The sequence below is a fragment of the Thermodesulfovibrio hydrogeniphilus genome (genome assembly GCF_054657355.1).
In genome coordinates, this window is record NZ_BAAHYW010000001.1 from 1,774,127 (window position 1) to 1,799,382 (window position 25,256).

Here is a 25,256-nt window from a genome sequence, read left to right on the forward strand (position 1 = left end):
TAAGCACAGCAGTTTTAGTGAGAGTAAAGTGAAAGGTGAGATTTTTCGGCTACTTTGTGTTCTGGCTATTACGAGGGAGAGGATGCCTCGCAATGTTTATGGCAATTTTAAATTTCTACTGCCATTTTTAGGAAAATAAGAAAGATAGACTTCTGTCATTGCGCAATGATGCTAAAAAATGCAAAATTTAGGGTAGTATAAATTGACATTGTGAAGGGGTTGTTTCTCAGTTTATTTTGGGAAAAGGCTATTTTGGCAGGTATGAGTTTAATCTATTTGAAAAATATATGCTCTGTCATTAAGTAATTTTAGCGCTTTGTCTATTTTATTTTGAGTTCAACCATGTGGACAGAGCATGAAATACAGGGGTCATAGGCTCGGACAAGCATTTCAAGTGCCAGCCTGATCTCATCAGGAGATTTATCCAAGATTTTTGGAACAAGCTCTATCATGTCAAGTTCAATATTGTGGGTGTTCTGATTGGTTGGAATGACGCAGTTTGCATTTCTAAAAATGCCTTTTTCATCGCACTCGTAGTGATGAATTAAAAGCCCTCTTGGAACCTCAACTGCTCCAACTCCTTCTCCAGCTTTGACTGGAAGAATACCATGCTCGTTAATATCAGGAATAACTATTTCGTCATAATTAATTCCTTTGTTGAGCAAAAGCTCTACAATTCTTATTGCATCCTCAACACAATGGACAGACTCAACAATCTGTGCTACTGTGTTTAGATAGGGATTTATACATTTTGGCTTTAAATTTAAGACATTTGCTGCTTCTTTAGCCTTAGGATGAAGTTTTTCGTGATTAAGATTAAATCTTGCCAGAGCACCGACTGCATAGGAGTCTCTGTGCCACTTTGTTCGTTTGGCAGAAGCATATGGCACAATGAATTCATTAACAACATTTTTATATTCATGCTTGTCCACTCTATAACCATCAGTTGAGCCTATGTCTCCATAAAGAAGTGGATACTCATCTTCATCGTTTACCAATGCAACGTACTCTGTATCTCTTTCAAACTCTGGAAATTTCAGGTTTGTGAAAAGTTCAACCGTGTATTCCATATCAGTTCTAAGTTCCAAAAGTCTTTTATGCATCTCTCTGAGGTCATTTTCTGAAGGAAGCTTGGTAAATCCTCCAATTACTGCTGAGATTGGATGCACATGCCTGCCAACAAGTATGTCGCATAGCTCATTGCAGAGCCTTTTCATTTTTAATGCCCGTTTTACCACATCAAGATGAGTTTTTATAAGCGGTACAAAGCTTGGCACACCAAGAAGGTCTGGAGCAACAAGAAGATAAATATGGAGAATGTGGCTATCAAGTTCCTCATAATGCAGTAAAAGCTTCCTTAAAAGAATAGTTTGCTCCGAAGGTTTTATTCCGAGCGCATCCTCTGCAGCTTGAATTGATGCAAGGGTATGTCCGCATGAGCAGATTCCACAAATTCTGCAAGTTATGTGAGGTGCTTCATATATTGAACGACCTCTCAAGAATGCTTCAAAAAATCTCGGAGATTCAACTATTTCAAGCCTACAGATTTCAAGCTTTCCGTCTTTTACTTCAACAACTATGTTGCCGTGTCCCTCTACTCTGGTTAAATAGTTAACATTAATGCTTATATTGTTGCTCACTCTTTGTCCAACTCCTTGCATTTGTTATACATTTCTATTTTTTTAATTAAAAAATCCTCAGGAATTCCATATTTTTTGAGAACATCTTTATAGCCCTCAGTATTTGGATTGATTGTGAGCCCTCTGCATCCGTAGCAGATGTTTCCATTGTTTATACACCAAGAATTGCAACCAGCTTTTGTAACTGGTCCCATGCAGGTAACTCCCCTGTCATACATGCATACATTTTCATTGAGTTTGCATTCAACGCATACAGGATACTCTGGCACATAGTATGGTATTCCCTGCAGAATGCATTTTAAAACTGTAACAAATTCAGGTATGTACATAGGACAGCCATTTATAAAGTAGTCTACTTTTACAACCTGATGCACAGCTTTTGTGTGAAGAGTAGGGAAAAATTTATAATGCTCTCCATAAACATATCTGCCAACTTCTTCAAGGTCAAAGGAGTTTTTCATTCCATTGACACCGCCAATTGTAGCACAAGAGCCAAGTGCAACAAGAATCTTGCTTCTTTCCCTAATTTTTTTAACCCTTTCTACAGCATGCTCATCTGTTATGCTTCCTTCAATAAAAGCAACATCAAACTCTCCATCCCACTTCTCAGTCATCACTTCTCTGAATTCAACAACATCAACAATATCAAGAACATCAAGAAGAGCTTCTCCAATATTTGCAACCTGAAGCTGGCATCCTTCACAACAGGCAAAATCAAAAAATGCAACCTTTGGTTTACTCATTACAATGCCTCTGCCATATCCATTATTTCTCTAAATGTAAATACAGGTCCGTCTTTACAACAATATAGATTTTGAATCTGACATCTTCCGCACTTTCCCATTCCACATTTCATATGCCTTTCAAAGGAAAGAAGAATTTGATCAACCGGCAATCCCTTTGAAAGAAGCTCTTTTATAACAAATTTATACATAATTGGAGGACCAACAACTGCAGCATAAGTCCTTATTGGATCTATGTCAACTCCTGGAATTAGAGAAGTTATAAGTCCAACATTTCCCTTCCAATCAGGGTCTGCCCTGTCTACTGTGCAAGCAAAATGAATATCAAGCCTTTTACTCCAATCTTCAATTTCATCGGCAAAAAGAAGCTCCTGTGGAGTTTTGCATCCAAAAAGTATGTGAATTTCACCAAAGTCTCTTCTGTTGTCAATTGCATAAAGGATAAGAGACCTCAATGGTGCAAGTCCCAACCCACCAGCAATTATTAAAAGGTCATGCCCTTCAATCATTTTTATAGGAAAGCCATTGCCATAAGGACCTCTTACTCCAATTTTGTCTCCGGGTTTTAAATTGTGAAGAGAATTTGTAACCTTACCAACAGCCCTTACGCAAATTTCAAAATAATGCCTGTTTAAAGGCGAAGAGCATACAGAGACTGGAATTTCACCTATTCCCATTAGGGAAACCATAATAAACTGGCCGGGTTCAAAATCAAGCCATTTTCCATCTTCAAAGACAATTTTAAAAAGCTTTTCTTTTTCCGTAAGCGTTTTTATGCCCAGTATTCTTGCCTGTTTTAAATTGTAGGGTGAATCCTTTATAACCACTTTCGCCATATCTTTGCCTCTGATTCTCTTATGAGTGATGTAAGTACTTCCTTGAGTTGTATACCTGCCATGCATGTGCGAGAACATCTTCCACATCCTGTGCAGAAAATCATGCCGTATCTGTCAATGTGATATCTGAACTTTCTATAAAATCTATGTCTTTGCCTTGCAGAACGTTCCCTTCTAAAGTCAATGCCACCTGCAATTTTGGCAAATGGGTCAAGCTGACATGAAAACCATACTCTGTATCTTTCACCCGCCTTTAATGTAAGGTCAACATCTTCCTTAATGTCAAAGCAATAACAGGTTGGACATACAGCAGTGCAGTTACCACAACTCAGACATTTTTGTTCAAGCTCTTTCCATACAGTTGCATTAAAGGAACGATCAAAAAGGTCAGGTATGTATCTTCTTTCCGTTGGAATTTCATTGCTGAATTTTTTAAATTTTTCATTTCGTAGTGCCTTTAATTCTTCAAATTTTTCCTCATTTGCTGGTTTGAATATCCCTGTATTTTCAATTATCTCAACGCCTTTATATGAGTGAATATGCACTATATAACAATCGCTCAGCTCAGTAAACATCAAATCATATCCAGTAGTAGGTATATGAGCACCTACAAAAGAACAGCTTGCATATTCATCACAGTAGTCATTGCATTCAATACCTATAATAGTAATATGTTTTTTTCTAATCAGATAAGATGTATCTTTAGGTCTGTCAGATAAAACCATATTAAGGCATTTAATTCCAGCTATATCGCAAGTATGTACTCCAAATAATATAAGATTATCGTATTCTGTAACAGGCTCTATCTTCATTTCATCCTTTGTATCAAACTGCAAGATTGTTTCCCTTTTTGGTAAAAAGTATTTCTTTGGTGGAATAATAGTTGGAATGTATTTAAGACTTACCTCGTCTGCTGATTTTATCTCCTGAAAGGCATAGTTATTATAGCCTTTGTATACTGGAGCAACTACTTTGGATAGAGAAATGAGAGCGTTTATGAAATCTTTAATTTGATTTTTCTCAATTATCCTATACTGTTCAATCTTCATAATCGTCCTCAAAATAAGATTAAGCAATTATACTTTTTTGAAAAAAAATTTGTCAACCTCTGGCAATAGGTTGCCATATGAAATGTTTGTAGAGTTAGATTTTATGGGATTTTTGATAATAAAAAAAGGAGAGGCGGTAAAGCCTCTCCTTTGAAATCAAATTCTTAAAAGAATTAATCAAGAAGAATTCTCTGAGCTTCGTCCATATCAGCTTCCATGACATATGGAATGCCTGTTACCTGAGCAGCTTCTTTTGTAAGTGCAACAATATCATTTCTGTCAAGATATTCAATAGAGAACTTTCTTGCACCAGCCATTAACTGTTTCAATCCGAGTGTAAGTCTATCAACGAATGTGTACATGGCAATTGCACCCCATGGAAGCTTCTTAAATGCTTTTCCATATTTGTTTTTGAGAATCTCAGAGGTAATGAAAATCTCCTCAACAGAGTTTCCATATTTTGCTATATCAGCAGGAAGCTTTCCGTCCTCATACCATTTCTGAATGTTCTTACCAACAAATGCAGGAATCATTAATGCTCTACCCATGCAGACTGCCTTAAAGTAAGGAGCACCTAAAGCCAATGCTTTGAATATATGGTCTTCAAGAGAGAATCCACCAGCAATTGCAAGGTCTGGAACATATTTGCCATTTTCAGCAAGCTGTTTTGCGAAGTTGTAAGCAATGGACTGAAGATAAATTGTTGGAATGCCCCACTCATTCATCATTCTCCATGGGCTCATTCCTGTTCCACCACCAGCACCATCAATTGTCACAAGGTCAATGCCTGCATCAGAGGCAAATCTTAAAGCCCTTGCAAGGTCAGTAATTCTGTAAGCACCTGTTTTGAGGGAAACAAATTTTGCTCCAGCCTTTCTGTAATGTTTTACAGATTTCTCAAAGCTTTCGTAGTCAACCATTCCAAGCCTTGAGTGCCTTTCAAACTCCTTAAATTCTCCAGCTTTATAGGCTTTCTGGACAACAGGGTCTTCAGGATCAGGAAGAACTATGTATCCTCTTCTTTTGAGCTCAAGTGCTCTTTCAAGGCTTTTTAGTTTGACCTCACCTCCTATGTCCTTTGCACCCTGTCCCCATTTAAGCTCTATGCATGTGACACCAAGCTTTTCAATGGCATACTCTGCTGAAGCAAGTCTTGTATCTTCAACATTTTGCTGAAGAATAATCTCTCCGTATCCATCATACCATTCCTTGAAGCATTTTACTCTTCTTTCAAGCTCAGGAGATTTTGTTACTTTGCCTTTCTTGTCAAACTCAGCCTTCGGATCCATTCCAACAACATTCTCTCCAATAACTACCATGATTCCTGAGATAGCAGCACCTATTGCGAGACCTTCCCAGTTGTCTTTTGCAATGTCTGTTGAGCCTAAAGCACCTGTAAATATAGGTATGCGAAGCTTAATTTTGTAGTCCTTCCCAATCTCCCTTTCAATATTAACAGCAGGGAATGTTGCCTTGTCAGGGTCAGCTTCAACACCAACTGCACCCACGCATGTTCCCTGAATGTTTAGATGTGAATAATCAACTGGATACTTTTTTGTTGCTCCTGCAGTTACCTTTCCAAAAGGACCGGGATAAACAACTTCCCTTCCTCGGAATGAGGATTTTCCTACCTCACAAAAACCTGGGCATCCATCAAGACATACTGAACATATTCCTGAATAGGGTGCTGGATCTGAAACCCTGTTACGGGTTCCTGTTGCTGAACTTGCATTTGGTTGACCTGGAAATACATTCATTTTTTTACCTCCTAAAGTAATAGTAAATTTTGATGAGTTTAGTTTAGTAATGCTAAACTATTTGGGCAAAAAAATATCCAAGATATTTTTGCCCACTTTTGTAATTTGAAAAAAAGTAGAAAATTACTTGCTTATCAACAAAATCTCTGCGTTCCCACCTCCTTTATTTTCCCATTTTTCAGGTAGATTTTTTTTGATGTAAAGACAGTCTCCCTCTTGGAGACTGGATGAAACCTTATCTAAAGTCACTGAAATATCTCCCTTCATTACAAAGGCAAGCTCGGGTTCTTTTTTAGTTAAAAAATGTTTGTTTATCAAAGAGTTTGAAGGAATCAGTATATAGTAAACATTAAAGTTTTCATCGGACAAAACCTTATAAATATCAGCCTGTGAAATCTTATTTGGAGGATTTGACATGATGCTCTGTTTTCTAATTACAAGTGATTGCTCTCTGTCAGCCTCCGAAAAAATTTCACTTGGTTTAATGCCTAAAGCCTCACAAATCTGCATAAAGGAAAGTAAAGAAGGTACTATTTGATTATTTTCCATCTGCGATATAAAACCAGCTGTAAGATTGACCTTATCGGCAAGCTCTTTCTGACTCATTTTGCGAGATATTCTGATTTCTCTCAATTTACTGCCAATATCAATTGTGGCAGAGGGTTCAACAGAGCTAATTTCTATATTATCATCAGAAGTAATCTCATACATATGAGCTGCAAAGGCATTACGATTTTTTCTTCGTGCTAATTTTAAGGCTTTAAGAAACAATTTTTCCTTTCTTCTATATAAATCAATGACAATCTGGGTGATATGCCTTATATTTGCCTTAAATTTCTGACTGTGAGCATCTTTTTCTAAAATCCAGTAAGCAATACTGTCAAGGTCATATAATCTTGGACACATGTAAGTAAAAAAACTATAGGTAGCATCTTCATCTTTAAGAAGATTTTGCATTCCTGTAAGGCTATCAAAAATGTAAGCAGTTGGTGTTGAGACTCTGCTCTCAACAGAAGCTATTGCTTCTGTCAACTCTTGAATATCTGAAGGATTTGACAATTTTACGATATCAATATGTTTACTTAATTCATCATAGGCTTTTAAAAAAGTAATATCATTTTTACCTTTACCAGAGGTAAAACAGTCAATTATGTGAAACTTATCATTTACATAGTTTTTCAATTCTTTGAAAAGAGTTTGAACTGATTTGTTGAAGCTGATATAAATTATATCGTTTGACAGAGAAGAGAAGGCTTCAATGAATTTTTTTACAAAAACTTCGTAGGAAGTTCCTGCATCAACTTCCCATACAACATTGTCACCAAGATATATATAGTCAATCAGTCTGTCTAAATCACTTATGCCAGTAGATACTTTTTGCACGGTAAACGGTTGCCTCTTAGTATTCTATTTTATTCAGAGTTCATCTATTTTGTCAAGGCATTACGAGACATAGAGATAGACACTCTTCACTGCGAGCCCCCTGTTGCGAGCGATAGCGTGGCAATCCGCAACATCGTCACTGCGAGCCTCCGAAGGAGGCGAAGCAGTCTCTAATTAGTGATTGGTGCATAGTGATTGGTGGTTGGTGGATGGTGTTTTTTTGTCATTATAGATTATTTCCTATCATTGCGAACTCTTTCTTTGTAATTGGGAAAGAATTTAGTCTTGAAACAATCTCGCTTTTTTCCCCCTCTCTCTCACGAAAGATCACTTCGGCTTGCTTCGCAAGCCTCGTGATGACGAAAAAAGTGTCATTGCGAGGAGCGATAGCGACGAAGCAATCTCTTTTTTAAGAAATTGCGAGCATTATTTTCCGTGAGAGGCTTGCAATGATAGCCTTACAAAGATTTTCTATAAAAAATCACTTAATTCATTTCTCAAATAGTCATGCCGATTTTGGATTTTTATCTCTCTTGCTGGGAAAATCAGGTTTTAAATTTTTAAATGAGCTTTCTCATAAAAGACATGATAAAAAACAGCTCTATGATTGAATTTTGCTTGGGGAGCAAACAAAAATTCTTGACAAATTAACAAATATTGTATTAGCTTAAAAATACGGGCGGATAGCTCAGATGGGAGAGCGCAGCCCTTACAAGGCTGAGGTCACAGGTTCGAAACCTGTTCCGCCCATCCGCAGAGTGGGGTGGTAGTTCAGCACGGTTAGAACGCTTGCCTGTCACGCAAGAGGCCGCGGGTTCAAGTCCCGTCCACCCCGCCAATAAAATCAAAACTTCTCAAGATCAAATTCCTCAGATTTTTCACCATTGGACAAAGTTTGTTACCAAAGACATTGAAGTAGCATTCTTTTATGCCTCGCAAGGAATTGCTTCACTACGCTTGCAATGACACGCTATTAAAGGTTAGAAAAAAACATTTCAATTTAGACTCAATCTAAGCCGTAACTCTGCCTTTTAAGGAATATGTAACTCAAGCTTTAACTTTTTAGCAATCAATCTTGTTTGCTTTGGAATTTCTGAATTTCCCATCCATGAGGCATCTTTAGTTTATATATCCTTCCAAGATTTATTAGTACATCCTTGACTGAATACTTACTCAAAAGTTTTGCCTTTATACTGCTCCCCATTTAAAAGGTTATGTCTGCTCATGCAGAAACATCAGGCGTGTCCAATTTTTATGAGGAGCAGTATTTTTTCTCTCAACAAGTTCCTGGGCAAGAGCAAATTCCTCAGCAGACAGAGGCTCAACCACAGGAACAAAACCTTCCGCTCTCAGAGCTTGTTTGATATTTTCTTGAAATCTCTCTATGGAAAAATCAGGAAACAATTCCTTAATGCCATAAATCTTATCTGCCTCTTCAGGTTTGCAAATGAATAGACTTTTTAATAATTCTCTGTCAACTTTTATTGGAATTGTGCCTTGTTGTAAGAAACCATCTTTCCATCTTTTTTGAGCCGAGCCTATGATTTTTATATCATTGAAACATATCTCTCCGAATGAGGAAAGAGCAAAGCAAAGAGCGCTTTTATTACTTACCCTTTTTTCTCTCTTGATTTCTACATCAATTCCAGTAAGTTTAAAGGCTTTTTCGAAGATTTTGCTTAATGTTTCATAGTTTTGAAATAGATTTCCTCTAAATCTACCTTCTTTTTTGGCTGAAAAACTATATGTGAGGTCATCATAATGAAGAATTCCTTTGCCACCAGTAGGTCTTCTTATGATAGGAATATTTTTTGTGCAACATAGAGAATAATTTATTCCTTCTATTTTTTGAAACTCCCCAATAGTTATAGCTGTTTCGTTCCATCCATATAACCTAAAGGTAGGCAGAATTTTATTGTCTCTGACAAAAATACTAATAGCTTCATCAATTGCCATGTTAAGAGGAGGTGAATATGACTGATATTCAATAAAGCGGATTTGCATCAATAAATAACTTTTATTCTTTTTCCTCTTCCAAAATGATTTTGTGATTCAGCAAAGACATCTCTTTGATTTTTCCTTTAAATACCTTCTGCTCACCGAATATATTGCGGAGATATATAGTATTTCCTTCGGGCTTTAAGATATCAACAGCCTCTAAATAAATCAATTCTTTTCCATCCTTGATAATATAAGCATTTGCTTCACACATTTATTTCCTCCTTTAATTGAAGGATAAGTTTTTCCACAAGATGTGGAAGAGGTTCCTTTACAACTCCAATTATTTCAATATTTTCCTGAGTGATAGGCAATAAGAATTTTTTTGCCTCTGAGCTACACACTGCTTCAGCCATCTTTGATGTTAATTCTCCCATCATTGAATTTGAAACTATTATACTTAGTGGACCTAATATCATATCTACCTTGTTTACATTCCAAATTATAGCGTTTTCTCCAGAAGCTCCTTTATTTGCCTTAGCTTTCATCATATTGGCAGTTGCAGTAGCATTAGTTCCAAGTGCAATTATTTCTATTTTATCCCCAAATTCTTCTCTCAGGGCTTTTATAATATAGCTACCTATTCCTCCACCCTGTCCATCAATTACAGCAATTTTAAGCATAATGTAAATACTACAAATTTTTTTTGATTAATGTCAAATCACTTTATCCCACAAAAAATAGAGATAGACACTTGTCACTGCGAGCCCCCCTGTTGCGAGCGATAGCGTGGCAATCTGGGGCGAAGCAGTCTCTAATAAGGCTTTATTAAAAAACAAAGTAGAGATTGCTTCGCATCCTTCGGATGCTCGCAATGACAGCGAAAAATACTTAATTTTCAAATGGTTATACCAATTTTTGGATTTCTATCTCTATTTTTCGGTATATAGTGATGCAGTCTTGTCAGATTGAAAATACCTCCAGAGTTTACCTTAAGACTTCCAGCCTGCTATTTATATTCTCTAATGCATTCGTTGTGTACATGTGTTTCCTTATCTTTTCTGGATATTTCATGTAGCAAAAATAATTCTCGGAGGTTAAAATAAAATTGTGTCTAACACTTGAAAAAAATTTTTTGTTAAACTACATATTATGATAGATAGTTGGATAAAAGAAGTTAAAGAAAATCCTGATAGCAAATCTGCAGGAATGATTCTTATCCATAACGGAATTGTAAGGGCTACTTCAAAGGATGGCAAACCTGTAAAAGGCATGAGGCTTTCGTATAACAGGGAAAGGCTAAACGAAATCATTCAAGAAATAAGAAAAAGAGAAGGAATTTTAGATGTTAAAGTATGGATAAACGAGGGAGAATTGAAAATAGGCGATGACATAATGAAAGTTCTTGTAGCAGGCAGGCTCAGAACAGATGTCTTTCCAGCTTTACAGGAACTTGTTGGCAAGATAAAAAAAGAGGTTGTCAATGAAGAAGAAATTTATTAATATTTTTTTAATTTTCATAATATTGTTCTCTGTATCCTGCGTTACAGAAGTTGATCCAGCCTCTGGTAAAAAAACATTTACTCTAATTTCAACTCAGCAGGAGATTGAAATTGGACAGAAGATTATCCCTTCAGCCATAAATGAAAATGATGGACTTTATCCAGACAGGGAAGTTCAGAATTATGTGAAACATTTAGGTTCAAGAATAGCAAGCGTTACTCCAAGAAAGGTAAACTATCAATTTTTTGTTGTCAATTCTCCTGATTTAAACGCCTTTGCTCTTCCCGGCGGACCCGTTTTTGTAACAAGAGGGCTCCTTCTTCAGATGAACAGTGAAAACGAGCTTGTTGGTGTTCTATCCCATGAACTTGGGCATATCAATGCAAGGCATCATGCAAAATTCCTTGAAAAAAATTTTGGCATGAGCATACTTTTAAGTATTCTTAACATAGCTCTTCAAGGAAGCGAATATTCTTCTGCGGTGATGAGTTTAGCTCAAGCCTCCGCAGGACTTCTTCAATTAAAATTCAGCAGAGACCAAGAAAATGAAGCAGATGCCTATGGTGTGAGTTTTAGTTATCAGGCAGGCTATGACCCAAGAGGACTTTTAAGTATGTTTGAAAAATTTAAAGCACTGGAAAGAGGAAGGACTGTGGAATGGCTCAGTACTCATCCTCTTCCAGATACAAGAATTAGAAATGTGCAACAAATGATAGATCAGCAGTATCCAGACTCATACAGATTAAGACAAAACAGCCAGGAGTTTGTGAGAATCAAATCAGTTGTTAATTCTTCTAAAGATTCCTACAATTATGTTGAAGAGGCAAAAAAACAAATAAAATCTCGTAATTATAGCTCAGCTCTCAATCAACTAAACAGAGCAATAGAGCTTTATCCAAACAACAATCAGGCATACACATACAGAGCCCTTGTAAATCTTAATCTTAAAAGATATAATGAAGCGATATCTGATGCTGACAGAGCAATAAATATTGATAATCTTTATTTTTTGCCGATGCTAATCAAAGGTATTTCCCAAAATCAGACAGGTCAATATCGTGCAAGCATTGATACTCTTGAAAAAGCAAAGAGACTTGTCAGTGACAATGCAGACCTTTATTACTATCTCGGAGTTAACTATCAAGCAGTAGGCAATAGAAGCAAGGCTGTGGAAAATCTGACCAACGCACTTCAGCTAACAGATGGTAAAAGAGGCTGGGAAGCTGATGCACAAAGAAGACTAAAGATTTTAAGAGGTTATTAAAGGAGTAAAAAATGCAAAGAGCACATTTGTTCATTAGTGGAAGGGTTCAGGGAGTTTTTTATAGAGCCTTTACAAAGGAAGTTGCTGATTCTTTGGGGCTTAAGGGATGGGTAAGAAATTTAAGGGACGGACGAGTTGAAGCTGTATTTGAGGGCGATGAAGATAAAATTTCTATCGCAATTGAGAGATGCAAAGAAGGTCCTATTTATGCAAGAGTAGATAACATAGAAATCATTTGGGAAGAGCCAGAAGGATTGTTAGATTTTGAGATAAGAAAAACAGTTTAAGGAGCTTTCAGATGAAAAGGTTAATTTTTTTATTGCTTACTTTTTCAATTATTTTCACAGGCTGTGGAGGAAAAACTCAAGTAAAAAAAGAAGAGTTTGATCCTGTGGTTTATCTTAAAAAGGCAGATGAACTTGTAGCAAAAAAAGAGTATGAAGAGGCAAGGAAGCTTCTTCTTGAAATAAAAAACAGAGAAACAGCAAAGGAATATGCACCACTTGCACAGCTTAAAATAGCAGATTCATATCTCAAAGAAGAAGAAACAGAGCTTGCAATAGCCGAATACAGAAGATTCATTGAGCTTTACCCTGAATCCACTTATGCACCTTATGCACAATACAGCATTGCAATGGCATATTTCAGACAAATTGAAGGACCAGAAAGGGGTGCAGGGACTGCACAAAAAGCTCTTGAAGAGTTTTTAAAGCTTGAAAAGCTCTATCCAAGACATCCCTACGGAGAGATACTTCCCTTGAGGATTCAAAAATGCAGAAACATAATTGCAGAGGGCGAGCTTTTGATTGGTAAATTTTATCATAAAAAGGGTTCCTACAAAGCAGCAATTGGTAGGCTTGAGGGAATAATTCAGAATTACTCAGACTTTAAAAACCTTGATGAAGTGCTTTATCTTCTCACAGACTCATATAAGAGATTGAGTATGCCTGAGAAAGCTAAAGAATATGCAAATTTGCTTAAAAGCAAGTTCCCTGACAGCTCATATGCAAAAAAAGTAAAGGACTGAAAATTCAATAAATGCCAAAATGGTTTCCAATCTTAATAAACATTGAAGGCAAAAAGTGCGTTGTTGTTGGTGGAGGCTCTGTTGCAGAGAGAAAAATAAAAAAACTTCTTGAATATGGTGGTTGTGTTACTGTTATAAGCCCTGAAATTACTTTAAATATTAAAAAACTTTTTGAAAAGGGAAAAATAGATTATCTAAACAAAGAGTATTCGCCAGAAGATATAAAAGATGCTTATTTAGTTGTTGCAGCCACATCTGACAAAGATTTGAATGCCCAGATTCTTAAGGATGCCACATTCCTTGTAAATTGCGTAAATATGAATGCAAGTTCAGATGTTAATGCAATAGAATATATTGTTCCTGCAATATTTGAAAAAGAAAACCTTACGATATCAGTTTCAACAGAGTTTCCTGCATTAAGTAAAGTTATCAGGGATGAATTAAAGGAATTTTATGGCAAGGAATTTGCTTTATATTTAAAGTATCTCAAAAAGATTCGCCGAGAAATCAAAGCAAAAATAAAGGAAGACAAACAAAGGCAGGAAATATTCAGGGAAATAGCATCAAAGGAAATTGTGGCATTTTTGAGACAACACGGTTTCAAAAAAACCAAAGAGAAGATAGAAGAGATAATTATGAATTATCTGAATTGAGCGATTTTTTATAGAAACATATTGTTAGCCTGTTATTGAGGATATAGTGAAACAAAATTTTTTGAGATTGCTTCGGGTGCTCAAGCACCCTCGCAATGACGACGAGGGGAAGACCTCGTAATGACAAAGAAGGGGATGCCCTTCACAATGATGGCAAGGGAAGTCCTCGCAATAACGGAGAAGGTTGGACAATTGCTATGATGTCGCTCGAGACACAGGGCTCGCAGGACTTTCACTTTCGTCATCACGAGGCTTGCGAAGCAAGCCGAAGTGATCTCTTAGTTGGATGGAAAGAAAAGAAGAGATTGCTTCGCTTCGCTCGCAATGACGGTGTGGTATAATGTATCGCAATGACAGAAAATGGGAGACGGTCCCTACTATGTCATTGCGAGTCTCACCGAAGGTGAGGCGTGTCAATCCTCACCTGTATCATTGCGAGACAGACCTAAGAGCTGCCGAAGCAATCTTAGAGAAGACTGCTTCGCTCCACCGAGGGGCTCGCAGTGACGAAATAGAGCGTCTTTGCGAGGACTTACCCTCTCCGTCATTGCGAGGAGCGATAGCGACGAGGCAATCTCGCTTTAGAAAGTTACTATTAATCAAGGTTTTGAGTTATTATTTTAGACAGGCATGATTTGTAATAGTTAAGTGAAGGGATTTGAGATGTTAGAACAAAGACAAAATACAGGAGCTTCAATGTTTAAAGTTGCTGTTATAGGCGCTGGATATTTTGGTCAGAGACACATTAAACTGCTTAGCCAAATGGATGATGTAGAAATTGTGGGTATTGCAGATAAAGATATTTATAGGGCTTTTGAAGTTGTCAAAGGCTATGATATCAGATGCGTGGAAGACTTTAGGGAATTGATAGATGATGCAGAAATATTTTTTATTGTAACTCCCACAATCACCCATTTTGAAATAGCAAATTTTTTAATTGACAAGGGAAAGCATCTTTTTATTGAAAAACCTATTACTGAGAAAGTTGAGGATGCTCAGTTTTTAATAAATGAAGCATTACAAAAGGGCGTTATTTTTCAAGTCGGATTGATAGAAAGATTTAATCCTGCTGTAAGAACTTTGTTGGAGTATGTTAAAAATCCTTTATTCATAAACGCTCAAAGGCTATCTCCCTTTTTGGGAAGAGCAACAGATACGGATGTAACATTTGACCTAATGATACACGACATAGATTTAATTTGGACGATTCTAAAACATTGCAATTTGAATGAATGTTCTTGGATTATAAAAGAGATATTTAAAAAGAGTATTGTAACTTACAAAATAGATTATGCTGATGTTTGGCTTGAATTTGAATCAGCTGATAAACAAATAAATGCCAATGTCATTGCAAGCAGAGTTTCAATTTCACCAAAAAGAAGTATCACAGTAATTGAGGAAGACTGTGCATTTAATGCAGATTTAGTTGAAAGAAAAGTTTTCAAAATTGACAATAAAGGAAATTCTTATGAACTTCCTGTGCAAAATAATAACGCAAATCCGCTCTACGATGAAATTAGGGATTTTTTACAGGCAATAAGAGAAAATCGGTTTTCTAATATTGCACCAAGCCCTAAAGAGATTATTGAAGCAATAAAGATAATAAATCAAATAAATGGAGGAGAGAATTGAGACCTTTCATTGACTTAAAAGCGCAGTATAAAAACATAAAAGACGAGGTTCTTCAATGTATTAACGAAGTTCTTGAAAGTAGTCATTACATTCTTGGAGAAAATGTTAAAAAATTTGAAGAAGAGGTGCAGAATTATTTAGGAGTAAAACAGGCAATAGGAGTTGCCTCAGGAACAGATGCTCTTCATCTTGCCTTAAGAGCGCTCGGCATAGGCAGGGGTGATGAAGTAATAACAACTCCTTTTACTTTTTTTGCAACTGTTGAGGCAATAATTTATATTGGTGCAAAGCCTGTTTTTGTTGACATTGATGAAAAGACATACAACATAAATCCAGAAAAAATTGAGGAAAAATTTACTCCACACACAAAGGCAATTATTCCTGTTCACATTTTTGGTTGTCCAGCTGATATGGAAAGGATAAATGAAATTGCAAAATACTACGGATTAAAGGTCATTGAAGATGCTGCACAGGCATTTGGCGCAATGATAAAAAGGAAAAAAATAGGTAGTTTTGGCGATGTTGGATGCTTTAGCTTTTATCCAAGCAAAAATCTTGGATGCTTTGGTGATGGCGGAATGGTTGTAACAAATGACAGTGAAGTGGCTGAAAAAATTAGACTGCTGAGAAATCACGGCTCACCCGGAAGATATGTTCATGAAACAGTTGGACTTAATTCAAGACTTGATGAAATTCAGGCAGGAATTTTAAGAATTAAACTCAAACACATTGATGAGTACAACGAATTAAGAAGAAAAAAGGCAGAACTTTACAACAAATATTTGTCAGATGTTGTTACAACTCCTTATGAGCCTGAAAACTATTACCATGTTTATCATCTTTACAGTATTCGTTCTTCTGAAAGGGAAAAAATTAAAGAAACTTTGCATTCTCATGGAATTCCTGCTGTTGTATATTATCCAATTCCTATGCATCTACAGAAGGCTTTGAAATTTTTGGATTATAAAGAAGGAGATTTTCCAGTTGCAGAGAAGGTTTCAAAGGAAATTCTTTCAATTCCTATTTATCCTGAAATTTCAGATGAGGAAGTATTTGAAATATCTCAAATAATAATAAGATGCCTAAAAAACTCCTGATCATAGCTGGAGAGACATCTGGAGAGCTTTACGGAGCTCTGCTTGCAAAAGAGCTTTCCTCTCATTTTGAGCTCTTTGGAATTGGCGGAAAGCACATGAAAGAGGCTGGTGTTAATCTTATTGGTGAGATAACTCATACATTTGGTATAGTTGAAATTCTTTCGCATTTAAGAAAAATCAAGAAAAACATGGCTTCTGTTGAAAGAGTGCTAAAAGATATGCACGGTGTTATCTTAATTGATTTTCCAGGTTTTAACCTTACAGTGGCAAAAAAGGCAAAAAATTTAGGCAAAAAAGTTCTTTATTATGTAAGTCCTCAAATTTGGGCATGGAGAAGGGCAAGAATAAAGACAATAAAAAATTATGTTGATTTTGTTGCCACAATTCTACCTTTTGAAGAAGAAATTTACAGAAAAGAAAACATTCCTTCAATCTTTGTTGGTCATCCTATGTATGAACTTTTAAAATTGGAAGTTTCCGAGCCTCAACAAAAACAGTCACATACCACAATTACTCTTATGCCAGGAAGCAGACCTTCTGAAGTAAGCAAAACCCTTCCACTTATGCTTAAACTTATTAAAGATTTTCCAGAATTTCAATTTATCATTCCAAAAGCACCAAACATTGAATTTGATGAAAAAACTCTTAAAGAAATTATAAGCATGGGAAATGTAAAAATTTTAAATGGACAAGCATTTAAAGCCCTTTCAATGAGTGATCTTGCAATCATTACATCTGGAACATCAACTTTGCAGGCAACTCTTTTGAAAATTCCAATGATTGTAATATACAAAGTTAATCCCTTATCATACATTCTTGGAAAAATTTTAATTAAAGGAGTAAAGCATATTGCCCTTCCAAATGTTATTGCAGACTTTATGGGTTATGATGAAGAGACAAGGGTTCCTGAATTTATACAAAAGCTTGATTTGCAAGAGATAAAAGAGCATATGAAAAAACTTCTTTATGATGAAAAATTTAGAGAAAGCCAGATTTCTTTTCTTGATGACATAAGAAAATACTTTTTAAACAAAGAACCATCAAAAGAAGTAGCAAAAATATGCAGGCAGCTTTTTTAATTTACACAATTATCTATCTTATTAGCATTTTAATTTTACTTCCAAAGGAATATCTAAAACGCCCAAAAGAGCTTAGAAAAAGATGGCTCAAGGAAAAATTTGGTTTTTTGGATGTTTCAAAAACAAATAGGAAAAGAATATGGATTCATGCAGTATCGGTTGGTGAGGTGATAGCAGTTTCAAAGCTTGTGAATGAGCTTTGCAAAGAATTTGATGTAATTTTAAGCACAGTAACCGATACAGGGCAAAGGGTTGCTGAGCAGAGATTTAAAGATTTACCTGTAAAAATAATTTATCTTCCCTTTGACATTCCCTTTGCAATAAAAAGAGCTTTAAAAATTTTTGAACCTTCTGCTTTTGTACTTACAGAAACTGAGCTTTGGCCCAATTTAATAAAAATTTCATCCAAAAAAATTCCAGTTTTTCTTGTAAACGGTAGACTAAGTGAAAAATCTTTTAAAGGTTACAGAAAAGTCAAATTTTTCATGAAAAAAATTCTTTCCATGTTCACTGCTCTTTGTGTTCAGGAGGAGATTTACAAAGAGAGATTTAAAAATTTGGGAGCAGAGGAGAGCAAAATTTTTGTAACTGGAAATACAAAGTTTGACATTGAGCTTAGGGAAATTCAATTTGAGTGGGAAAATTCTATTCCAAAACCTGTAATTTTGGCTGGAAGCACTCATCATCCAGAGGAAGAGATAATTGTTAAAAGCTTTCTTGAAATTCCCTACAATGCCACACTTCTTATTGCTCCAAGGCATCCTGAAAGATTTGATGAAGTTTACTCTTGGATTAAAGAAAATAGCTCGTGTATGGTAATAAGACTTTCATCAATGGAAAAAATTGAAAATCAGGCTTTAACAAAATTGATAATTCTTATTGACAAAATGGGAATACTTGGCTCCCTTTACAGAATTTGTGATATTGCAATTGTGGGAGGAAGTTTTATTCCCCATGGAGGGCAAAATCCGCTTGAGCCAGCATACTGGAGAAAACCAATAGTATGTGGACCTTACATGCATAATTTTCCATTCATTGATGAGTTTGTGAAAGCTGGAGCCTGTTTTATGATTGAAAAGGGTAAGCTTGTTGATACACTTAAAAATTTAATAGAAAATAAGGAACTTAAGGAAAGAACTGGAGAGAGGGCTTATAAAATATTTCTTTCAGAAAGCGGTGCTACGAAAAGGACAGTTGAAATATTAGAAAAACTCATTCGCTAACCATTTTTTCAAGAACATTGAGCTTTTCAGGTTCTCCTACGACAATAAGAATATCACCTTCCTTAATAAGGGTCTGAGAAGTTGGATTAAATTTCATCCTTCCCTCTGCTCTTCTTATTCCGATTACTATTATTCCTAAGTCTTTACCAATCCCGCTTTGGGCAATAGTTTTCCCAACAAGACTTGAATTTGGTGAAACCTCTATTTCCTCTATCTGAATCTCAAGATGTTCGGACCTCGTTGCAAACTCCAAAAATTCAACCACATTGGGTCTTAAAATAGTGTGAGCAATTCTCAAGCCTCCAATTAAATAAGGAGATACAACCCTGTCTGCACCAGCTCTTTTAAGCTTTCCCTCTGCTGCCTTTTCAATAGCTCTTGCAACAATGAATAAGTTTGGATTGAGTTCTTTTGCAGTTAAAACTACATAAAGATTTTCTGCCTCTGATGGAAGCACTGAAATTAATCCACGTGCACTTTCAATACCTGCTGATTTTAAAATATCATCGTTTGTAGCATCTCCAATGATATAAGGGAATTTAACATGCTCTGGAATACCTTCTTTGTTTTTCTCAACTACGACCAATGGAACTTTGTTTGCTAAAAGCTCCTTAACAACAATGCTTCCCATTCTTCCATATCCACAAATAATGTAATGGTCTTTTAAATGTTCAATAACATTTTTCATTTTTCTTTTTTTAAAAACCTCCTTTATTTCTCCTTCTACAATAATTTTAGCTCCTTGCGTAAGTGAATAAGTAAAAACTCCGAAACCTGAAAAAATGAGAATAATGGTAAAAAGCTTACCATTGTCACTTAAATCTTTTACCTCTCTGTATCCTACTGTAGCAAGAGTGATAACAGTCATGTAGAGGGCATCAAGAAAATTCATATTTTCAAGGAGCATATAGCCAATAGTACCAAAAATATTTACCCCTACTAAGAGAGCAATAATATAAAAAATATGCTTTTTCAGCTCTTTGTTATTCATTGGGAGTAAAAAATTATAACATAAAGTTATAATAAAACATGGAACTTTTCAAAGAGCAAGAGGCAACATTGTCTCAAAAATCAAATCTCTCAGTCTTTTTCAATAATAAACTGCACAATGGCTCTCTGCTTGATTTCTTTGATGCAAAACGATTTAACAAAATAGAAGTCGTCACCTATGTCTCCTCTCCAAAATTTTTCTTTAATACCCTCAAAAATTTTAAAAAAATTTTGTTAATTCTTGGTGTAGAGGATACCGATACTCAGCTTAGTTTTACAGTAGATTTGCAGGAGAAGTTTCTTAAAGAACTTGACGAGTCCACCCAAAAAAAGATTGCCTACGGAGAAATTGAAGTAAGATATACACCAATTGGCAAAAAAATTCATTCAAAGATTTATAGGCTTGTTGGCAATGATGAAAGTATTGTATTTGTCGGCTCTGCGAATTTAACTGAGTCAGCCTTTTTGGGACGCCAGTATGAGGAAATAGTTGGATTTGACAGCAAATCCAATCCTCAATGGTGCGAATATTACGATAGAAGAATAAAAGAAATTTATGAAGCAAGCATAGACTTTATTCCTCAGTCGCTCAAAGAGAAAATTATTCAAAAAGGCAATGTAAATATTATTGTGCCTGAAGATGCAATAAATATAATCAAAGATGTATCTGAGCAGATAAGAAACAAAACTCCGATTTTGCCTGCAGTTGAAATGAAAAACATCATTGAAAATCTTGAGACTACGATAAAAAGAAAGGATGAAGAGATAAAAATAATCAAAAAAGAGCAGGAGCTTTACAGTATTGTAATCAAAAAGAAAGACAGGTCAGGCACAGGCATAATTCTTCCTAAGCTTGAGATTGAGAAGAATAAAGACAAGATTATTCAGGTTCTTACAAAAAGGAAAACCATTAAAGGAGAGTTTGAAGACCAGCGAATAGATTTAAGATGGGATGGAAGAGGAATTATAAAAATTTACGGTGAAATTGCAGAGCCAGTTGAAAAGCCTACGGATTCAAAGACATTGAAAGAAAAATTGATATTACTTGATAAATTCATAAAAGCGTATGACCTTTTAACTGCAAAGGAAGACAAGGAAAACACAAAAAGAGTATTTGAGGCAATTCTCTATACATTCATGTCTCCATTTCTTTGGCTTTTGCGAAAAGACTTCAAAGACAGAACTGAGCTTCTTTATAAAATTCCAATTTTTCTCCTAATTGCAGGAAAGGCAAACACAGGGAAAACGCATCTTTTAAGATTTTTAAGCCTTGCAGTGGGAAACAATGAACAATACTATCATTATCATTCAAGGACTACAATCTCATCTTACAGAGAGATTCCCCCACAAATTATAGAAGAATTTTTAAGGGAAGGAAATCTTTGTCCGATTTTTGTTGATGAAATTGATAAGGCATACTTTTCATCAAAGAATGTCCAGAAGCCATTTATGGGAGAAAGCTTTATCAAGGAAGTCTCAAACACTCTCGTAGGGGAGCATCCAACAGTAATATCTACAACAAACACAACCTTTCAGTCTGATGCTCAGATTATCAAGCGAATATATTACATTCAACTTAACAACTCCTTTGACACTTCCAAAGAATCAGAATCCCTTAGATACTTTGATGAAATAAGAGAAAGCTTTGGCACAGAGCTTTTCAGCGATTTTATATTTAGAGTAAAGCAAAAATTAAATGAAAGCGAAGCTCAGCTTCAGGGTGATTTTCTTTGGGTTGGAAGAGAAGTTTTCAAAGAATACTTTAAAGAGCTTGACATGTCTACTCCATTCTGGTTTAATTCCGAACCACTGAGGGACTATTATTCAAGGGGCAAAAACATATGGCGAATGCTTTACATACGAAAAAAAGAAATATTTGAAGAACTTGCAAGGGAAAACAAAATCGTTGTTAAACTTGATATGGAAAAAAGGGACAGAGATGACTACATATTCTATCTTCCTCCTGAGACCATAATAGAAGACAAAGGCTTGCTTGTTTTAAATCGTGAAAAATTTCTTGAGTTTATAAATGAAGATAAATCTAAACTCGTAAGAATTTTGCGAAAAATAGGATTGAAGAGTTAAGTAGGATTATTAGAATTTAAATTGAGCGATTTTTAATTGTAATTGCGACTGGTCGCCATGCCTTCTGCTCGCTACATGCTTATTCCACGAAGAAATCTCAGAAATCACCATGAATTTTTTCTCTCACAATAAAAGGCTAATAAAGTTTTTATATATTTGAAGCGGTTATGTAGTTTTTTATCAACCTTGTCATTAATTGCATATCAAACTCCTGTATCATGTTTTGCCCTCCTGATTTTAATTGTTTTGACTCAGGAGATATTTTAGCATTTTACGGGCATTTTATTTTTATCTATCCCTCTATATTTCACGGACATTTGTTATTATCTAATGCGAAAAATAGCGATAGAAATCCAATAATTGGTATAAACATTTGAAAATTAAGTATTTTTTGCTGTCATTACGAGCATCCGAAGGATGCGAAGCAATCTCTACTTTTTTTTCAATAAAGCCTTATTAGAGACTGCTTCGCCCCATCGAGGGGCTCGCAGTGACGAGTGTCTATCGCTATTTTAGGGTCTAATGCGGGAGGTTGACAAATTATAAAAATTTTTGTAGAATAGAGAAAAAATTTTTGCAGGGGGGCTGTATGGAAAGAGAAACAATCCATGAAGGATTAGTAAGGCGTGGGGTCTCAAGAAGAGACTTTTTGAAGTTCTGTGCTACTACCGCCGCAGTTTTAGGTCTTTCATCCTCATATGTTCCACAGATTGCTGAGGCAATGGAGAAAAAAGAAAAACCTGTCGTTGTCTGGCTGCACTTTCAAGACTGCACAGGCTGCAGCGAAAGTGCATTGAGGGCAACAAAACCAACAATCGGACAGCTTGTTCTTGATGTAGTATCCCTTGAATATCATGAGACCATTATGGCTGCAGCAGGTCATCAGGCAGAAAAATCTTACCATGATGCAATTCACAAATATAAGGGAAAATATCTTTTAGTTGTTGAAGGTTCTATTCCAACAAAGGATGGAGGTCTCTATTGTTGCATTGGTGGAAGACCAGCAATAGATATTCTCAAAGAAGCTGCAAAGGACTGTGCTGCAATTATCGCAGTAGGAACATGTGCTGCATATGGTGGAATTCCTGCAGCAAAACCAAATCCAACAGGAGCTGTTGGAGTAAAGGATATTATTAAAGATAAACCAGTAATTAATCTTCCAGGATGTCCGTTTAATGTTGAAAACTTTACAGCCACTGTAGTTTACTATCTCACCTTTGGCAAGCTTCCAAAGACAGACAGATTTGGAAGACCCTTGTTTGCCTATGGAATTCTCATTCACGATAACTGTGAAAGAAGAGGATACTTTGATACAGGTGAGTTTGCAAAAAGTTGGGGTGACAAGGGACACAGACTTGGTTGGTGTTTGTATGAATTAGGATGTAAAGGTCCATTTACATATCATAACTGTCCAACCATAAGATGGAATGACGGAACAAGTTGGCCCGTAATGGCAGGTCATCCATGTGTTGCTTGTTCAGAGCCGAAATTCTGGGATGCTAATTCACCATTTTATGCTGGCGTTGAAAATAAAGATACCTTCTTTGTAAAGGCAACCAAGATTGGACTTGGTGCTATGGCAGTAGCTGGTTTAACAAAAAAAGAAGAAAAAAATAAATAAGGGGGGCATGTATGGCACGCTTAGTAATAGATCCAGTAACAAGAATTGAAGGTCATCTAAGAGTTGAAGCCACAGTGTCCAATGGAAAGGTAAAGGATGCCTATTCCTCATGTACAATGTGGCGTGGAATAGAAGTAATAATGCAGGGAAGAGACCCAAGAGAAGCATGGGTATTTGTGCAAAGACTTTGCGGTGTTTGTACCACTGTCCACGCGATTGCATCAATAAGAGCTGTTGAAGATGCTTTGCAGATAAAAGTTCCAAGAAATGCTGATCTTATTAGAAATCTTATTATGGCAAACCAGTGTGTGCAAGACCATGTAATTCATTTTTATCATCTTCATGCTCTTGACTGGGTTGATGTTGTATCTGCTTTAAAAGCAGACCCAGCAAAGACATCAGAGCTTGCAAAGAGAATATCCTCATGGCACAACAACTCTGCTACCTATTTCAAGGCTGTGCAGGATAAACTTAAAGCCTTTGTAGAAAGAGGTCAGCTTGGAATATTCAGCAATGGTTATTGGGGACATCCAGCAATGAAGCTTCCACCCGAAGCTAACTTGCTCGCAGTTGCCCATTATCTTGAAGCCCTTGACTGGCAGAAAGAAGTAATTAAAATGATGGCAATGCTTGGTGCAAAGAACCCACATCCACAAACATTCCTTGTTGGTGGAATGGCAATCCCCATAGACCCAGACAGCCAGAATGCAATTAATGCTGGAACAATTGCAGCACTTAATAAATACGCTGATATGGCTATTGAATTTGTTGAAAAAGTTTACATCCCAGACCTTCTTGCAATTGCATCATTCTATAAAGACTGGGCAAATTATGGTGGAAACTCTAACTTCCTTGCCTGCGGTGAATATCCTGAAGCCAATGGAAAACTGTGGCTTCCAGCAGGAATTATAAAGAACAAGAATCTTAAAGAGATTTATCCTGTTAACCACAAAAAGATAATGGAATACATCACTCGTTCATATTATACCTATTCAAAGGGAGATAAGGTAGGTCTTCATCCTTGGGATGGTGAGACAACTCCAAATTATACAGGACCAAAGCCACCATATAAGTATCTTAATGTAGATGGTAAATACAGCTGGGGTAAAGCACCAAGATATGAAGAGCTTCCAATGGAAGTAGGTCCTCTTGCAAGAGTTCTCGTTGCCTATGCTTCAGGGCATACTGAGGTTAAAGAAGCAGTAAATATGGTATTGAAAAAGCTCGGAGTTGGTCCTGAAGCTTTGTTCTCAACACTTGGAAGAACTGCTGCAAGGGGAATAATTGCTTTAGTGACTGCCTATAAAACAAAATCCTTTATAGCTGAGCTCGCAGCCAATATGAAAAATGGTGACTATAAGATTGCTAACACAGAGAAATGGGATCCAAAGACATGGCCCAAAGAAGCAAAAGGAATGGGCTGGCATGATGCTCCTCGTGGTGCGCTTTCTCATTATATTGTCATTAAAGATAAAAAGATTGCCAACTATCAGATGGTTGTCCCATCAACATGGAATCTCTCTCCAAGAGACCATAAAGGCGTAAGAGGTCCTGTTGAGGAAGCACTTGTCAATACACCAGTTGCAGATTCAAAACAGCCTCTTGAACTTTTAAGAACAATTCACTCCTTTGACCCATGTATGGCATGCGGTATGCACATGATTGAGATTAAAGAGGAGTAGTTTAGAGTTGAAATAGACTAAATAAAAAATGAGCCCTCCCTTGTGGAGGGCTTT

25 protein-coding genes, 2 tRNA genes and 1 pseudogene are annotated in these 25,256 nt (G+C 36.2%); 16 read left to right on the forward strand and 12 right to left on the reverse strand.

Going from position 1 to position 25,256, the window contains the following annotated elements:
• Positions 1–320: 320 nt before the first annotated feature.
• The 6 genes from ACYQ3P_RS08835 to ACYQ3P_RS08860 all read right to left on the reverse strand — a co-directional run bounded on the left by ACYQ3P_RS08835 (position 321) and on the right by ACYQ3P_RS08860 (position 7,408).
• Complete coding sequence (locus ACYQ3P_RS08835) at positions 321–1,640, reverse strand: Ni/Fe hydrogenase subunit alpha (protein ID WP_460177534.1); 1,320 nt, start codon at positions 1,638–1,640, stop codon at positions 321–323.
• Complete coding sequence (locus ACYQ3P_RS08840) at positions 1,637–2,383, reverse strand: NADH-quinone oxidoreductase subunit B family protein (protein WP_460177535.1); 747 nt, start codon at positions 2,381–2,383, stop codon at positions 1,637–1,639. Before ACYQ3P_RS08840 ends, ACYQ3P_RS08835 begins: the two co-directional genes overlap by 4 nt.
• A complete protein-coding gene (locus tag ACYQ3P_RS08845) occupies positions 2,383–3,219 on the reverse strand; it encodes an FAD/NAD(P)-binding protein (RefSeq protein ID WP_460177536.1) in 837 nt (278 codons plus the stop codon). Before ACYQ3P_RS08845 ends, ACYQ3P_RS08840 begins: the two co-directional genes overlap by 1 nt.
• Positions 3,201–4,268, reverse strand: coding sequence for a 4Fe-4S dicluster domain-containing protein (locus ACYQ3P_RS08850; RefSeq protein WP_460177537.1), 1,068 nt, complete (start codon positions 4,266–4,268; stop codon positions 3,201–3,203). The genes ACYQ3P_RS08845 and ACYQ3P_RS08850 overlap by 19 nt, the downstream gene beginning before the upstream one ends.
• Positions 4,269–4,441: 173 nt before the next feature.
• A complete protein-coding gene (locus ACYQ3P_RS08855; protein ID WP_460177538.1) occupies positions 4,442–6,025 on the reverse strand; it encodes an FMN-binding glutamate synthase family protein in 1,584 nt (527 codons plus the stop codon).
• A 123-nt stretch (positions 6,026–6,148) separates the two neighbouring features.
• Entirely contained in the window at positions 6,149–7,408 is a 1,260-nt protein-coding gene (locus ACYQ3P_RS08860; protein ID WP_460177539.1) for a helix-turn-helix domain-containing protein, read from the reverse strand.
• A 449-nt stretch (positions 7,409–7,857) separates the two neighbouring features.
• Between ACYQ3P_RS08860 and ACYQ3P_RS08865 the strand changes: the two genes are divergently transcribed.
• The 3 genes from ACYQ3P_RS08865 to ACYQ3P_RS08875 all read left to right on the forward strand — a co-directional run bounded on the left by ACYQ3P_RS08865 (position 7,858) and on the right by ACYQ3P_RS08875 (position 8,246).
• Positions 7,858–8,019, forward strand: coding sequence for a hypothetical protein (locus ACYQ3P_RS08865; protein WP_460177540.1), 162 nt, complete (start codon positions 7,858–7,860; stop codon positions 8,017–8,019).
• A gap of 66 nt (positions 8,020–8,085) precedes the next feature.
• Positions 8,086–8,158: transfer RNA gene (locus ACYQ3P_RS08870), tRNA-Val, on the forward strand.
• A gap of 10 nt (positions 8,159–8,168) precedes the next feature.
• Positions 8,169–8,246 (forward strand) — tRNA-Asp (locus tag ACYQ3P_RS08875).
• Positions 8,247–8,477: 231 nt separating this feature from the next.
• On the opposite strand, the gene ACYQ3P_RS08880 is transcribed toward ACYQ3P_RS08875, so the two are convergent.
• The 4 genes from ACYQ3P_RS08880 to ACYQ3P_RS08895 are packed head-to-tail and all read right to left on the reverse strand — an operon-like array spanning position 8,478 to position 10,029.
• The gene (locus ACYQ3P_RS08880) at positions 8,478–8,612 is read right to left on the reverse strand and encodes a hypothetical protein (protein ID WP_460177541.1); all 135 of its coding nucleotides are present in this window, start codon (positions 8,610–8,612) and stop codon (positions 8,478–8,480) included.
• Between the two features lie 8 nt (positions 8,613–8,620).
• Positions 8,621–9,412, reverse strand: coding sequence for a lipoate--protein ligase family protein (locus tag ACYQ3P_RS08885; protein WP_460177542.1), 792 nt, complete (start codon positions 9,410–9,412; stop codon positions 8,621–8,623).
• Positions 9,413–9,425: 13 nt separating this feature from the next.
• The gene (locus ACYQ3P_RS08890; protein WP_460177543.1) at positions 9,426–9,620 is read right to left on the reverse strand and encodes a CooT family nickel-binding protein; all 195 of its coding nucleotides are present in this window, start codon (positions 9,618–9,620) and stop codon (positions 9,426–9,428) included.
• Positions 9,613–10,029 carry a DUF3842 family protein gene (locus ACYQ3P_RS08895; protein WP_460177544.1) on the reverse strand — a complete coding sequence of 139 codons (417 nt, stop codon included), beginning with the start codon at positions 10,027–10,029 and terminating at the stop codon, positions 9,613–9,615. The genes ACYQ3P_RS08890 and ACYQ3P_RS08895 overlap by 8 nt, the downstream gene beginning before the upstream one ends.
• Before the next feature lie 106 nt (positions 10,030–10,135).
• On the opposite strand from ACYQ3P_RS08895, the gene ACYQ3P_RS08900 reads away from it, so the two are divergent.
• Positions 10,136–10,318: a hypothetical protein gene (locus ACYQ3P_RS08900; protein ID WP_460177545.1), complete on the forward strand. Its 183-nt coding sequence runs from the start codon at positions 10,136–10,138 to the stop codon at positions 10,316–10,318.
• Between the two features lie 15 nt (positions 10,319–10,333).
• On the opposite strand, the pseudogene ACYQ3P_RS08905 reads toward ACYQ3P_RS08900, so the two are convergent.
• Positions 10,334–10,459, reverse strand: a pseudogene (locus ACYQ3P_RS08905) (transposase); the annotation flags it as partial.
• A gap of 39 nt (positions 10,460–10,498) precedes the next feature.
• Here ACYQ3P_RS08905 and ACYQ3P_RS08910 point away from each other — a divergent pair.
• From ACYQ3P_RS08910 to ACYQ3P_RS08950, 9 genes are all read left to right on the forward strand, one after another.
• Positions 10,499–10,849, forward strand: coding sequence for a molybdenum cofactor biosynthesis protein MoaE (locus ACYQ3P_RS08910; RefSeq protein ID WP_460177546.1), 351 nt, complete (start codon positions 10,499–10,501; stop codon positions 10,847–10,849).
• Positions 10,830–12,113, forward strand: coding sequence for a M48 family metalloprotease (locus ACYQ3P_RS08915; RefSeq protein WP_460177547.1), 1,284 nt, complete (start codon positions 10,830–10,832; stop codon positions 12,111–12,113). The genes ACYQ3P_RS08910 and ACYQ3P_RS08915 overlap by 20 nt, the downstream gene beginning before the upstream one ends.
• 11 nt (positions 12,114–12,124) lie before the next feature.
• A complete protein-coding gene (locus ACYQ3P_RS08920) occupies positions 12,125–12,400 on the forward strand; it encodes an acylphosphatase (RefSeq protein WP_460177548.1) in 276 nt (91 codons plus the stop codon).
• A gap of 11 nt (positions 12,401–12,411) precedes the next feature.
• Complete coding sequence (locus ACYQ3P_RS08925; protein WP_460177549.1) at positions 12,412–13,140, forward strand: outer membrane protein assembly factor BamD; 729 nt, start codon at positions 12,412–12,414, stop codon at positions 13,138–13,140.
• 11 nt (positions 13,141–13,151) lie between these two features.
• Positions 13,152–13,793, forward strand: a complete 642-nt coding sequence (locus ACYQ3P_RS08930) for a precorrin-2 dehydrogenase/sirohydrochlorin ferrochelatase family protein (RefSeq protein WP_460177550.1) — start codon at positions 13,152–13,154, stop codon at positions 13,791–13,793.
• Between the two features lie 663 nt (positions 13,794–14,456).
• The gene (locus ACYQ3P_RS08935) at positions 14,457–15,425 is read left to right on the forward strand and encodes a Gfo/Idh/MocA family protein (RefSeq protein WP_460177551.1); all 969 of its coding nucleotides are present in this window, start codon (positions 14,457–14,459) and stop codon (positions 15,423–15,425) included.
• Entirely contained in the window at positions 15,422–16,522 is a 1,101-nt protein-coding gene (locus ACYQ3P_RS08940) for a DegT/DnrJ/EryC1/StrS family aminotransferase (RefSeq protein ID WP_460177552.1), read from the forward strand. The genes ACYQ3P_RS08935 and ACYQ3P_RS08940 overlap by 4 nt, the downstream gene beginning before the upstream one ends.
• On the forward strand, positions 16,504–17,601 hold the full coding sequence (gene lpxB, locus ACYQ3P_RS08945) for a lipid-A-disaccharide synthase (protein ID WP_460177553.1): 1,098 nt from the start codon (positions 16,504–16,506) through the stop codon (positions 17,599–17,601). The genes ACYQ3P_RS08940 and lpxB overlap by 19 nt, the downstream gene beginning before the upstream one ends.
• Positions 17,583–18,824, forward strand: coding sequence for a 3-deoxy-D-manno-octulosonic acid transferase (locus tag ACYQ3P_RS08950; protein ID WP_460177554.1), 1,242 nt, complete (start codon positions 17,583–17,585; stop codon positions 18,822–18,824). The genes lpxB and ACYQ3P_RS08950 overlap by 19 nt, the downstream gene beginning before the upstream one ends.
• Here the strand turns inward: ACYQ3P_RS08950 and ACYQ3P_RS08955 are convergent.
• Entirely contained in the window at positions 18,814–19,815 is a 1,002-nt protein-coding gene (locus ACYQ3P_RS08955; protein WP_460177555.1) for a potassium channel family protein, read from the reverse strand. The two genes, ACYQ3P_RS08950 and ACYQ3P_RS08955, sit on opposite strands and share 11 nt — an antisense overlap.
• Before the next feature lie 38 nt (positions 19,816–19,853).
• Between ACYQ3P_RS08955 and ACYQ3P_RS08960 the strand changes: the two genes are divergently transcribed.
• The 3 genes from ACYQ3P_RS08960 to ACYQ3P_RS08970 all read left to right on the forward strand — a co-directional run bounded on the left by ACYQ3P_RS08960 (position 19,854) and on the right by ACYQ3P_RS08970 (position 25,202).
• Positions 19,854–21,899, forward strand: a complete 2,046-nt coding sequence (locus ACYQ3P_RS08960) for a restriction endonuclease PLD domain-containing protein (protein WP_460177556.1) — start codon at positions 19,854–19,856, stop codon at positions 21,897–21,899.
• A gap of 589 nt (positions 21,900–22,488) precedes the next feature.
• Complete coding sequence (locus ACYQ3P_RS08965; protein ID WP_460177557.1) at positions 22,489–23,520, forward strand: hydrogenase small subunit; 1,032 nt, start codon at positions 22,489–22,491, stop codon at positions 23,518–23,520.
• 11 nt (positions 23,521–23,531) lie between these two features.
• Positions 23,532–25,202, forward strand: a complete 1,671-nt coding sequence (locus tag ACYQ3P_RS08970) for a nickel-dependent hydrogenase large subunit (RefSeq protein WP_460177558.1) — start codon at positions 23,532–23,534, stop codon at positions 25,200–25,202.
• Positions 25,203–25,256: the final 54 nt, after the last annotated feature.